Below are 12,748 nucleotides of genomic sequence, written 5' to 3'. Positions count from 1 at the left end.
GTTATGTTTCGTTTTACGTTAGTTTTTATCGCGCTCCTGAGCGCAGGCTGCGTCTCCCTTGACCCGCACTACGAGCGCCCGGCGGCGCCGGTGCCCGCCACGCTGCCCGGCGCCCACGGCGAGGCGACGACGGTCGTCAGCCAGTGGCAGCAGGTGGTAAACGACGCGCGGCTCAAAAAGGTGGTGACCATCGCGCTGAACAGCAACCGCGACGTGCAAAAAGCGCTGGCCGATATCGAAGCCGCCCGCGCCCAGTTTGGCGAAACCCGCGCTTCGCTGTTCCCCACCGTTGACGCCGAGCTGAGCCATACCCGCAGCAAAACGGTGGCCAGCGGCCTCACCTCATCGGCGGAAGCCGACGGGGCGGTCTCCAGCTTCGAGCTGGATCTGTTCGGCAAAAACCAGAGCCTGACCCGCGCGGCGCGGGAAACCTGGCTCGCCAGCGAATTTACCGCTCAGAATACGCGGCTGACGATGATAGCCGACCTGACCACCGCGTGGATCACCCTCGCGGCGGACAACAGCAGCCTGGCGCTGGCCAAGGAAACCATGGCCAGCGCCGACAGCTCGCGCAAAATTGTCGCCCGCCAGATGGCGGTCGGTACCGCTGCGGCCAGCGATCTCAGCGATGCCGAAGCGGTTTACCAGCAGGCGCGCGCCAGCGTCGCCAGCTATCGTACCCAGGTCGCGCAGGATAAAAACGCGCTCAACCTGCTGGCCGGCGAAAGCGTCCCTGAGAGCCTGCTGCCCGGCACGCTGCAAAGCCTCGGTGATAGCAGCATCGCCCTGATCCCCGCCGGCGTCTCTTCGTCGGTCCTGCTGCGCCGCCCGGATATTCAGGAGGCCGAGCACAACCTCAAGAGCGCCAACGCCGATATTGGCGCCGCGCGCGCCAACTTCTTCCCGAGCATTTCGCTCACCGCCAGCGCCGGGGTCGGCAGCGATTCGCTCTCTTCGCTGTTCAGCCACGGGATGCAGGTGTGGTCGTTCGCGCCGTCAATCAGCCTGCCGCTGTTTACCGGCGGCAGCAACCTGGCGCAGCTTCGCTATGCCGAAGCGGAGAAAAAGGGGCTGATCGCCACCTACGAGAAAAGTATTCAGAGCGCGTTCAAAGACGTCGCCGACGCCCTGGCGCGCCGGGAAACGCTGGGCGAGCAGCTGGATGCCCAGCAGCAGTACGTCGCCGCCGAGCAGAAATCGCTGGATATCGCCACCCGCAGCTATCAGGCAGGGATTGGCAACTATCTGTCGGTGCTGACCGCGCAGCGCACGCTGTGGTCGGCGCAGGCCACGCTGATTACCCTCCAGCAAACCGATCTGCAAAACCGCATTACGCTCTGGCAGTCGCTGGGAGGCGGCGCCAGCTGATCTGCTCCCGCCGGGCCGCAGGGCCCGGCATCCTCATAAGGACCTGCTATGCCGCGTATTTCTCTCTCCTGGGTTGTTATTCTCGGGCTGCTCTCGGGCATCGGCCCGCTCTGTACCGACTTCTACCTGCCGGCGCTGCCGGATATCACCCGCCAGCTGAACGCCACCAGCACGCAAACCCAGCTCTCGCTGACCGCCGCGCTGCTCGGGCTGGGCCTCGGCCAGCTGTTTTTTGGCCCGCTCAGCGACCGCATCGGCCGCCGCAGGCCGCTGATCCTCTCGCTGCTGCTGTTTATCGTCTCCTCGGCGATGTGCGCCCTGACCCAGGATATCCATCTGCTGATTCTCTGGCGCTTTTTGCAGGGCTTTGCCGGCGCGGGCGGCTCGGTGCTGTCGCGTTCGATTGCCCGCGACCGCTACCAGGGCGCGCTGCTGACGCAGTTCTTTGCCCTGCTGATGACCGTCAACGGCATTGCGCCGGTTCTGTCGCCGGTGCTTGGCGGCTACGTCATCACCGCCTTCGACTGGCGCACTCTGTTCTGGATAATGGCGGCGATCGGCGGCGTACTGCTACTGCTAAGCCTGGCGATCCTCCACGAAACCCTGCCGGCAAAAGGCGCCGCGACCTCGCGTAAATCGGGCGGCTCGCCGGTGCTTAAAAATCGCCGCTTTATGCGCTACTGCCTGATTCAGGCCTTTATGATGGCCGGCCTGTTCTCCTATATCGGCTCGTCGTCCTTCGTGATGCAGAGTGAATTTGCCATGAGCGCCATGCAGTTCAGCCTGCTGTTCGGCCTGAACGGGATTGGGCTGATTATTGCCGCGCTTATCTTCTCCCGCCTGACGCGCCGCTTTTCGGCCGAGTCCCTGCTGCGCACGGGTCTGATGCTGGCGGTGCTGTGCGCCGCCGGCATGCTACTGTTCGCCTGGCTGAAGCTGCCGCTGCCGGCGCTGATCGGCCTGTTCTTCACCGTGTCGTTTATGAGCGGCATCAGCACCGTGGCCGGGGCCGAAGCGATGAACGCCGTTGATGCCGGGCAGTCGGGCACCGCGTCCGCGCTGTTAGGTACGCTGATGTTTGTCTTTGGCGGCATCGCCGCGCCGCTCGCCGGACTCGGCGGTGAAACCATGTTGAAAATGAGCCTGGCCATGGCGATAAGCTATTTTCTGGCCCTGCTGCTGAGCCTGAAAACCCCCGCTGCGCTACGCTAGCCCAGCCTGCGGTAATAAAATATTCCAGTTTTATTACCGCACAATCCCCCGCCATACCTACAAATATCTTATTATCTGCCGTGCGCTAATCGTGATAACCTTCACATGAATGGAATAATTAATTCCTTAGAATACCCGCCACCGTGAATAATGAGGTTTTGTTATGAGTATCGACCTGAGCAAACTGCTGACCGAACGGCGCAACGCCAATAGCGCCAATATTGACACCCTGTCTACCGTTGAAATGCTGACGGTGATTAACCAGGAAGACAGGCTGGTGGCCGAGGCAATTACCCCCTATTTGCCGCAGATCGCTCAGGTTGTCGATAAGGTCGCCACCGCGCTGCAGGCGGGCGGACGCCTGATTTATATCGGTGCGGGCACCTCCGGCCGCCTGGGGATCCTCGACGCCAGCGAATGTCCGCCCACCTTCGGCACGCGTCCGGAGCAGGTGGTCGGGATTATCGCCGGCGGGCATAAAGCCATCCTCAGCGCGGTGGAAAACGTCGAAGACAACAAGGCGCAGGGCGCAATGGACCTGCAAAACCTCAATTTCAGCAACCGCGACGTGCTGGTTGGCCTCGCCGCCAGCGGACGGACGCCGTACGTCATCGGCGCAATGGAGTATGCCCACAGCCAGAACGCGTTTGTCGCTATCGTCAGCTGCAATCCGCACGGCGAGATGGCCCGGCTGGCGGACGTCGCTATCACTCCGGTCGTCGGCCCGGAAGTGGTAACCGGCTCAACCCGCCTGAAGGCAGGCACCGCGCAAAAGCTGGTGCTGAATATGATTTCGACCGGGGCAATGATCCGCGTCGGCAAGGTGTACAGCAACCTGATGGTTGACGTTGAGGCCACCAACGCCAAGCTTATCGAGCGTCAGGTCTCCATCGTCATGGAGGCGACCGAGTGCGATCGCGACGCCGCCCAGCGCGCGCTGGACGCCTGCGGCCGTCACTGCAAAACGGCCATTGTGATGGTGCTTGCCGATCTTAGCGCCGAAGAAGCGCAGTCGCTGCTGGCCAAAAATAGCGGCTATATCCGCAAAGCGCTGGGCAACGCCTGAGCGCCAACAGACAGGTAAACTGCAATGGCAAAAATAAATAAAGAGATGATAGCGCGGATCCTTACCCACGTCGGCGGAGCCGGAAACGTGGCCCAGGCCGGTAACTGTATGACCCGCCTGCGCCTGACGCTGCGCGACGAAGCGCTGGCCGATAGCGCCGCAATCCGTCAGGTTGAAGGCGTGATGGGGGTTATCGTCAGCGATGAGCAGTTTCAGGTCGTGCTTGGCCCGGGCAAAGCGCAAACCGCGGCGGAAATGATGAACGCCATGCTGGAGGATGCGCCGCAGGACGCCCCGTCGCTGGCGGATGTCGCCGCCGAGAAGAAACAGGCGCTGAAGAGCAAGCAAACCGGCGGGGTACAGAAGTTTCTCGCCAAATTCGCCACCATTTTTACGCCGCTGATCCCCGGCTTTATCGCCGTCGGCCTGCTGCTCGGCTTTGCTACCCTGGCAGAACAAATCTTCGTCCTGGAGAATGCGCACCCTAACGCCAGCCTGGTGGCGCTGATCGGCTATATGAAGATCTTCAGCAAAGGGATGTTTACCTTCCTGAGTATCTTAATCGGCTATAACGCCCAGAAGGCGTTTGGCGGCTCCGGGGTCAACGGGGCGATTATCGCCTCGCTGTTCGTTCTCGGCTACAACCCCGAAGCGACCAGCGGATTTTACGCCGGGATCACCACCTTCTTCGGCCACGGCATCGACCCGCGCGGCAATATTATCGGTGTGCTGATCGCCTCGATTATCGGCGCATGGGTGGAAAGGCAGGTGCGACGTATCATGCCGGCCAACCTCGATATGATCCTCACTTCGGCGGTCACGCTGCTGATTATGGGCGCGGTCACCTTTACGGTGATCATGCCGATTGGCGGCTGGCTGTTTACCGGAATGTCGTGGCTGTTCCTGCACCTCAACGGTAACCCGTTCGGTTCGGCGGTGCTGGCGGGGCTGTTCCTGCTGGCGGTGATGTTCGGCGTCCATCAGGGCTTTGTCCCGGTCTATTTCGCGCTGGTGGATGCGCAGGGCTTTAACTCGCTGTTCCCGATCCTGGCGATGGCCGGCGCCGGGCAGGTGGGCGCCGCGCTGGCCCTCTACTGGCGGGCGAAGCATGGCTCTCTGCTGCGCACCCAGATCAAAGGGGCGATTATCCCCGGCTTTCTGGGTATCGGCGAACCGCTGATCTATGGCGTCACCCTGCCGCGGATGAAGCCGTTTATCACCGCCTGTATCGGCGGCGCCTGCGGCGGCTTCTTCCTCGGCCTGATCGCGTGGCTGGGCCTGCCGGTGGGGCTGAATACGGTCTTTGGGCCCTCCGGACTGGTGGCGCTGCCGCTGATGACCTCCGGCAGCGGCATCTACGCCGGGATGGCGGTCTACGCGGCGGGGCTGGCCGTCTCTTACCTGTGCGGCTTTGCGCTGACCTGGCTGTTCGGCAGTAAGAACGTTGATTTGAGCTAAGGCGCAGCGCTGGTCAGGGGGCGCCTGGTCGGCCGTTCCCCGATCTGCGCCGCGCTTATGCGGACGGCGACTACCATTTCCTTCCCCGCCGTCCGAACGCGCCCATGCTATGATTCCCTTTTCGCGATATACCACCTGAGGGAAAGATGGGCTCCAGTAAAAAAGGGATGCTGAATGTACTTATAGCCGCCGTGCTATGGGGGAGTTCCGGCGTCTGCGCGCAGTACATTATGCAGCAAAGCCAGATGTCATCACCGTTTCTGACCATGACGCGCCTGCTGTTCGCCGGCCTGATCCTGCTGATGCTCTCTTTCGTCCACGGCGATAAAATTTTCCGCGTCCTGCAAAACCGCAAAGATGCCGTCAGCCTGCTGATTTTCTCGCTGTTTGGCGCGCTGACCGTGCAGTACACCTTCCTGATGACCATCGAAAAATCAAACGCCGCGACCGCGACGGTACTGCAGTTCCTGTCGCCGACGATTATCGTCGCCTGGTTCGCGCTGGCCCGCAAAACGCGCCCTCGCCCGCTGGTGCTGGCAGCGATCGGCACTTCGCTGGCTGGCACGTTTCTGCTGGTGACCCACGGCAACCCGACAACGCTCTCTATTTCACCCGCGGCGCTCTTCTGGGGGGTGGCTTCGGCCTTTGCCGCCGCCTTCTACACCACCTATCCGTCAACGCTTATCGCCCGCTACGGCACCCTGCCGATCGTCGGCTGGAGCATGCTGCTCGGCGGGGCGATGCTGCTGCCGTTCTACGGCGGCCAGGGCAGCAACTTTGTGGTCAACGGCCCCCTGCTGCTGGCCTTCTTTTATCTGGTGGTGATCGGCACTTCGCTGACCTTCAGCCTTTACCTGAACGGCGCGCAGATGATTGGCGGCGCGAAGACGGGGATCCTCAGCTGCGCCGAGCCGCTGAGCAGCGCCCTGCTCTCTTTGCTGCTGCTGGGTATCACCTTTACGCTGCCGGACTGGCTCGGCACCCTGCTGATCCTGTCATCGGTGGTGCTGATAGCCGTGGATTCACGGCGGCGCGTTCGGGCAGCATAGAAAAGCAATTTACTGATTTTAAACAATTTATAATCCAGATGATTTGCGTGTTTTGCGCACTACGCATATAGTTTGGTATCACCCTTGAAGGAGAAGCGCCATGAAAGCGTGTTGGATGTTGTGCCTGGTCAGCGCCCTCAGCGCCTCGGCTGCGTGGGCCGAATCGCCGCTACAAAGCCTGCAGTTCGAGCAGCAAAAACAGCTGGTATTAAAAGCGGTGAAGGAAAAATGCACCCCGGCGGCAACCCTTAGCGATAACGACTTTGCCAATAAGGTTCTCGCCTCGAAAGAGAATCAAACCTACGTGCGTGAGGCAACCCTGGCAAAAGAGCGTAATAACCAGAAGAACTACCAGGCGGCGATCGACAAGATTACCTGCCCGGCGCAGTGATCGCCCCTGCGACGCGGCCAACAGGCCGCCCGCCGCGCAAATAAAAATACCTGTCAGTTACGCCACTGGCAGGTATTTTTTTGACTTCATCATGGCCCCGCGGCTGCGCGCGCGGGGCCAGCTTAGATTTTCGGAATAATAAGATCCCCACGCAGCATGCTGCCGCCCAGCATTTGCGTCTTTTCCGTCAGCCAGCTGACGATCCGCATCGCCATCACATCCATCGAGTACTCAATCGCCGGAATGGTCGGAATACCCGGCAGCTGTAGCGAGCCGGCCAGGCTAAAGACCATCACCTTTTCCGGCACCGCGCGGCTGAACGCCTGCAGCTGCGGGACAACCCGCTGCGCCTGCTGCTCGTCCGCAACCAGCAGCGCATTGAAGTTCAACGTCGTCGCGTTGCTCACCAACTCCTGCACCGCCACCGACGGCGAAGTGCTGTCGAGGAATACCAGGTTACGATTAAACGGCAGGAAATTTTTCTCCAGCGCATGCTTGTAGCCCAGCAGCACCTGATCGGCAAAGCCGCTCCCCTCGGGATGGATGAGCGCAATTTGACGTCGCCCTTGGCTAATCAAATAGTTACAGGCAGTTTCCGCGGCAAAAGCGTGGTCAAACTGAATGCTGTTCGCCCCTTCGCTCTCGAGGCAGTCAATCAGCGCCACATCCGGCCGGTCAATATTCAGCGGGAAGCGGGCGCCGATAATCAGGATATCGTCGCACAGGCCGCAGCTGAGCTCTTCGAGCGAGTTCATCACCCCGTCGCGGGTGTTGGCGAAGCGCAGCAGCAGATGCTTTTGATGCTGACTCAGCTGTTTTTCCAGGGCATACAGATAGCTGGTGGTTTGATTGATATTATCCTGGGCGCAAATCACCCCGATGCAGCCCGTGCTCTGGCTGAACAATGATTGGGCAATCATATTTGGCCGGTAATTGAGCTCTTCCGCCGCCTGCAGTACCGCCTGACGACTGGCCTCTTTGACGCCGCGAGAGCCGCTCAGCACGCGTGAAACTGTGGCCTTTGAGACGCCAGCTAACCGTGATACATCGTTGATTGTAGACATCTTTCTCCCCTGACAGGGTCGGGCCGATCCCTGTAAATCTTTAGACCTGAATCGCTTCAATAGTAACCAACGGCAGTATATCCGTTTCCTTTTTTATTTGGAAACCGATTTTCCGTTTCATGGAAAATCATCGCAAAAACCACGGAATTATGTGAGCCGAATCTAATTAATCAGCCCCGTACACGGTAGATCTTGACGGTTATCACAGTTCTGTTTTTTATAAATGGAAACCGGTTTCCGTCTGATATCAAATCATCCACGCAATAACTTTTTACATATTGAGGATGAGTGTCGATGTACAAGATTATGCTGTGCTGCTCTGCGGGGATGTCCACCAGTCTGCTGGTCAGGAAGATGGTCGATGAGGCGAAGGAACGTAACCTGCCTGTGCAGATAGACGCCTATGGCGTTTCCGAATTTGACATGCAGTTTCCGCAATACCAGGTGGTTCTGCTCGGGCCCCAGGTAAAATACATGCTGAAAACATTATCTGAGAAAGCCGCTTCCCTGAATATTCCGGTCCAGCCGATAAACGCCATGGACTATGGAATGCAGCGGGGAGATAACGTCCTGGATTATGCTCTGTCGCTGATAGCAGCGGCGCATTAAGAGGTGTGCAAATGAGTTCTCTGTATCAGTCCATGATTGCCGTGATCGAGCAATCTATTACTCCGCTGGCAGGACGCCTTGGGCAGCAGAAATACGTTATCGCCATCCGCGATGGCTTCACTGCCGCATTGCCGTTTATGATCATCGGCTCTTTCATGCTGGTATTTATCTTTCCTCCTTTTTCACCCGACACCACCAACGGTTTTGCCCGCGGCTGGCTGGATTTCTCACAGCAGTATCGTGAGCAGCTGATGCTGCCGTTTAACCTGAGCATGGGGGTCATGACCTTCTTTATTTCCGTCGGCATTGGCGCCAGCCTCGGCCGCCAGTTTCAGCTCGACCCGGTGATGTCCGGCCTGCTGGCCTTTATGGCCTTCCTGCTGGTCGCAGCACCCTACGCTGACGGCAAAATTTCCACCCAGTATCTGTCAGGCCAGGGGATCTTCACCGCCTTAATTACCGCCATCTACTCCACCCGCGTTTACGCATGGCTGAAGCAGAATAATATTACTATCCGCCTGCCGAAAGAGGTGCCCACCGGCGTCGCGCGCTCGTTCGAAATCCTGATCCCGGTGCTGGTGGTGATCGGGACACTGCATCCGCTGAACCTGTTTATCGAAGCGCAGACCGGTATGATCCTGCCGCAGGCGATTATGCATCTGCTGGAGCCGCTGGTGTCGGCCTCCGACTCCCTGCCGGCAATCCTGCTCTCCGTGCTGATGTGCCAGATTTTCTGGTTCGCCGGGATCCACGGCTCGCTGATTGTGACCGGGATTATGAACCCGTTCTGGATGGCGAACCTGTCGGCAAACCAGGCGGCACTGGCCGCTGGCGCCGCGCTACCGCACGTTTATCTGCAGGGCTTCTGGGACCACTATCTGCTGATTGGCGGCGTGGGCTCGACGCTTCCGCTGGCATTCCTGCTGCTGCGCAGCCGCGTGGCGCACCTGCGGACCATCGGCAAAATGGGCATCGTGCCAAGCTTCTTCAACATTAACGAACCGATTCTGTTCGGGGCGCCGATTATCATGAACCCGATGATGTTTATCCCGTTCGTGTTCGTGCCGATGATCAACGCGGTGCTGGCCTACGGCGCAACCCGTCTCGGCTGGCTGACTCAGGTGGTCTCGCTGACGCCGTGGACCACGCCGGCCCCTATCGGCGCCTCCTGGGCGGCTAACTGGACCCTGAGCCCGGTGGTGATGTGCGTCATTTGCATGGTGATGTCAGCCGTCATTTACCTGCCATTCCTCCGCGCCTATGAACGCTCATTAATGAAAACTGAAGTCGAAAAAGCCAAAGCTGCCGTTCCGGTTGCTGAAACAGTCAGTCAGTAATAGTCGGGAAATACGCTCTTAGCTGTATTTCCCGGAGCGTCCGATAAAAATAACACCGTCATCAGGAATTATGCGGAAAAGGGATTTTCGCCGTACGCTTTAAATAATAAAGTTAATGATCTCAGGAACTATTATGATTGAATTAGAAGATGCGGTAATGGAAATTATCGTGAATGCGGGACAGTCACGCTCATTATGTTTCGAAGCGATTCATGCTGCCCGCCACGGTAATATTGATGAAGCTAAACTGCTCCTTAATGAAGCCGACGGCTACGCCCGCCGGGCGCACCAGATGCAGACCCAGCTTATCGAGCAGGATGCGGGCGAGGCGCGCCAGCCGATGACGCTGATTATGGTCCACGCTCAGGACCATCTGATGAATTCGCTGCTGGCTCGCGAGTTTTCACAGGAAATTATTCACTTATACCAACGTTAATATATAAACGTCATCCCATAGCTCACCCTTTATATTAATCGGGGCGGGATGGTTATTATCTTAATATATAAATTATTACCAGCGAGATAATTATGAATAATGTAAAAATGCTGCCATTAGCCATGGCGGTCGTTGCCGCACTGTGCCCAATTTCTGTATTAGCACAAGATTTTACTCAGCAACAAATCGACGCCATTGTGGCGAAAGCCGTGGATAAAGCGCTGGCCGACCGTCAGGCCAAAATCGATGCCGCCGCCGATAAAAAGGTGGACGTCATTACCAACCCCCAGACCACCGCAGCCACGCCGGATATGGCTATTCCATTCGGCCTGAAGTTTAGCGGCTACGCCCGCTACGGCGCCCAGTTCCAGACCGGCGATCAGAAGTTCGTCGGCGTCGACGGCTCTTACAACGGCGCGTCGGCCATCGGCCGTCTCGGCAACGAAGGTAACGGCGGCGAATTCCAGATAACCAAAGCCTTTAAGAGCAGCCAGGGCGCTATCTGGGATATTAACGTTATGTTCGACCACTGGAGCGACGAAGTTAACCTGAAAAAGGCCTACGTCGGCGTCACTAACGTCCTCGAATCAAACCCCAACGCCTATATCTGGGCCGGCCGCGACTTCCACCAGCGTCCGCAGCAGGGGATCAACGACTACTTCTGGATGAACCACGACGGCCAGGGCGCCGGGGTGAAAAACTTTGATATCGGCGGCGTGCAGTTTGACGTGGCGGGGGTCTCACAGGTTGAGTCCTGTAGCCCGGAGGTGATGGCCGATGAGTCCAACCCGTCGCGCATCACCTGTACCGGCGGCTCGGGCACCGGCGATGACGGCCACTACGCGCTGACGTCAAAAATCCACAATATGAAGGCTGGCCCAATCGACGTTGAGGTGTACGCCAACTACGGCTTTGATTCAAAAGCGGTGGATAACGACGCGCAGCTCGATGCCTGGCAGGGCGGCCTGGTGCTGAGCCATACCAACGACGGCGGCGTGAACAAAGTTATCCTGCGCTATTCCGATAACTCGGATAACAGCGTCTATAACAAAACCGACGATCTGACGGCCATCTACGCCAGCTTTGAGGGCAGCCACAAGTTTACCCGACAGGCGCAGGTGGAGTATCTGCTGGCCTTCCATGACTACGACAACGGCAAGGACAATACCGATAACCGTAAAAACTACGGCGCGATTATCCGTCCGATGTATTTCTGGAACGACGTGCATTCAACCTGGCTGGAGGCCGGCTATCAGCGCGTTGACTACGATCAGGGTGGCGACAACAAGGGCTGGAAGCTGACGCTGTCGCAAAACATCTCTATCGGGATGGGGCCTGAGTTCCGGCCGATGCTGCGCTTCTACGTCACCGGCGGTCAGGTGGATAATAAACATACCGCTAAGGTCAACGGCACCAGCAGCGATCAGCTGGACTCGCTGAACGTCGGCGGCATGTTTGAGGCCTGGTTCTAAGTCAGAAAGCAGTCCCGGGTCGCGGCATGAATGCCCGGCCCGGGTTTGGTTGCCCGGCCGGCGCTGCGCCCCGGGGCAACGACAGCTAGATCCGCACCTTCGTTGCCACCAGCAGCCCGGTCAGCAGCATCAGGGCGCCCGAGATAATCAGCGGCGACAGCAGGCCCAGGTGGTCGAGCGCCACGCCGCCAACCGCGGCCCCGCAGGTATTCGCCAGCTGAATCACCGCAACCTGGATCGAACCGGCCTTTTCCGCCTGGTCTGACAGCGAACGGGTGATCCACGTTGACCAGCCCACCGGGATCAGGGCGAAAGCAAAGCCCCAGATAATCGCCACCGTGGAGGCCACAATCTGACTTTCTCCCCACAGCACCAGCACCGCCGCGCTGGCCGCCAGAACCAGAGGCGCAGTCGCTAAGGCGGTTTTCACCGAGCGCTTCAGGAGCATCGACGACAGCGAGGTCCCGACAAAGCTGGCAATCCCAAAGCTCAGCAGCACCAGCGTCAGGCCATCAACGTCAAAGCCCGCGAGGGTCATATAGACCGGGCGAATGTAGGTAAAGAAGGAAAACTGGCCGGCGAAGGCCATGAAAATAGCGCACATCCCGGCCATTACGCCGGGACGCTTCAGCAGGCTCAGCATGTTTTGCTGCTGATGCGGCGCTTCACCAGGCAGCGAAGGCAGCACCTTCAGCACCCAAATCGTGCACAGCACGCCCATTACCGCCGCCGCGTTAAAGACGTTGCGCCAGCCGATAATGCCGCCGAGGAAACTGCCCAGCGGCGCGGCAATCACCAGCGCAATCGACACCGCTCCGAAGATAACCGACAGCGCTTTTGGCACCACCCGCATCGGAACCAGACGCATGGTCAGCGACGCCGACATCGCCCAGAATCCCCCTAACGCCAGCCCCAGACAGGCGCGACCTACCAGCAGCAGCCAAAAGCTGTTGGCAAAGGAGACCAGCAGGCAGGAGAGCGTCAGCAGCACGGAAAACAGGATCACCACGTAGCGGCGATCGGTGGTGCGGATAAGGGTCGTAATAAACAGGCTGGCAAACATCGCCACAAACGCGGTCGTGGTGACCGACTGTCCGGCCATCCCCTCGGAAATGCCTAAATCCTGCGCCATCGGCGTCAGCAGGCTCACCGGCAGGAACTCAACGGTTATCAGGCAGGCGACGCAAAAGGCCACCGCAAAAACCGCCGACCAGTTTGGCCGTGAAACTTCATTGGTCTGCGATTTGCTCGTGGTGCGGATATGTTCTGTCATGGCGTAACCTGAA

The 12,748-nt window shown here is 58.9% G+C and carries 12 protein-coding genes; 10 read left to right on the top strand and 2 right to left on the bottom strand.

Going from position 1 to position 12,748, the window contains the following annotated elements; genetic code table 11:
- Positions 1-3 precede the first annotated feature (3 nt).
- The 6 genes from M2416_RS15495 (at position 4) to M2416_RS15470 (ending at position 6,544) form a co-directional block, all read left to right on the top strand.
- Complete coding sequence (locus M2416_RS15495) at positions 4-1,368, top strand: efflux transporter outer membrane subunit (RefSeq protein ID WP_259225585.1); 1,365 nt, start codon at positions 4-6, stop codon at positions 1,366-1,368.
- Positions 1,369-1,416: 48 nt separating this feature from the next.
- Positions 1,417-2,580: a multidrug effflux MFS transporter gene (locus M2416_RS15490; RefSeq protein ID WP_259225583.1), complete on the top strand. Its 1,164-nt coding sequence runs from the start codon at positions 1,417-1,419 to the stop codon at positions 2,578-2,580.
- 163 nt (positions 2,581-2,743) lie between these two features.
- Positions 2,744-3,646: an N-acetylmuramic acid 6-phosphate etherase gene (gene murQ, locus M2416_RS15485; RefSeq protein WP_259225582.1), complete on the top strand. Its 903-nt coding sequence runs from the start codon at positions 2,744-2,746 to the stop codon at positions 3,644-3,646.
- A 24-nt stretch (positions 3,647-3,670) separates the two neighbouring features.
- On the top strand, positions 3,671-5,104 hold the full coding sequence (gene murP / locus M2416_RS15480; protein ID WP_259225578.1) for a PTS N-acetylmuramic acid transporter subunit IIBC: 1,434 nt from the start codon (positions 3,671-3,673) through the stop codon (positions 5,102-5,104).
- 146 nt (positions 5,105-5,250) lie between these two features.
- A complete protein-coding gene (locus M2416_RS15475; RefSeq protein WP_259225576.1) occupies positions 5,251-6,153 on the top strand; it encodes an EamA family transporter in 903 nt (300 codons plus the stop codon).
- Between the two features lie 100 nt (positions 6,154-6,253).
- Positions 6,254-6,544 (top strand): YicS family protein, encoded by a 291-nt coding sequence (locus tag M2416_RS15470; protein WP_041143292.1) that lies wholly within the window; start codon positions 6,254-6,256, stop codon positions 6,542-6,544.
- Between the two features lie 122 nt (positions 6,545-6,666).
- Here the strand turns inward: M2416_RS15470 and M2416_RS15465 are convergent, their stop codons facing one another.
- Complete coding sequence (locus M2416_RS15465; protein WP_041143293.1) at positions 6,667-7,608, bottom strand: LacI family DNA-binding transcriptional regulator; 942 nt, start codon at positions 7,606-7,608, stop codon at positions 6,667-6,669.
- 294 nt (positions 7,609-7,902) lie between these two features.
- Between M2416_RS15465 and M2416_RS15460 the strand changes: the two genes are divergently transcribed.
- The 4 genes from M2416_RS15460 to M2416_RS15445 all read left to right on the top strand — a co-directional run bounded on the left by M2416_RS15460 (position 7,903) and on the right by M2416_RS15445 (position 11,462).
- Entirely contained in the window at positions 7,903-8,217 is a 315-nt protein-coding gene (locus tag M2416_RS15460; RefSeq protein WP_041143294.1) for a PTS sugar transporter subunit IIB, read from the top strand.
- A gap of 11 nt (positions 8,218-8,228) precedes the next feature.
- Positions 8,229-9,554, top strand: a complete 1,326-nt coding sequence (locus M2416_RS15455; RefSeq protein WP_041143295.1) for a PTS sugar transporter subunit IIC — start codon at positions 8,229-8,231, stop codon at positions 9,552-9,554.
- A 133-nt stretch (positions 9,555-9,687) separates the two neighbouring features.
- On the top strand, positions 9,688-9,990 hold the full coding sequence (locus tag M2416_RS15450; RefSeq protein WP_041143296.1) for a PTS lactose/cellobiose transporter subunit IIA: 303 nt from the start codon (positions 9,688-9,690) through the stop codon (positions 9,988-9,990).
- 92 nt (positions 9,991-10,082) lie between these two features.
- Complete coding sequence (locus tag M2416_RS15445; RefSeq protein WP_259225573.1) at positions 10,083-11,462, top strand: carbohydrate porin; 1,380 nt, start codon at positions 10,083-10,085, stop codon at positions 11,460-11,462.
- A gap of 85 nt (positions 11,463-11,547) precedes the next feature.
- On the opposite strand, the gene nepI is transcribed toward M2416_RS15445, so the two are convergent.
- Entirely contained in the window at positions 11,548-12,735 is a 1,188-nt protein-coding gene (gene nepI / locus M2416_RS15440; RefSeq protein ID WP_259225571.1) for a purine ribonucleoside efflux pump NepI, read from the bottom strand.
- Positions 12,736-12,748 lie beyond the last annotated feature (13 nt).

This window comes from Klebsiella sp. BIGb0132, assembly GCF_024810075.1.
Classification (GTDB): Bacteria; Pseudomonadota; Gammaproteobacteria; order Enterobacterales; family Enterobacteriaceae; genus Klebsiella; species Klebsiella terrigena.
The sequence above is the reverse complement of the archived record's forward strand: the minus strand, read 5'-3'. Positions and strand labels throughout refer to the sequence as shown.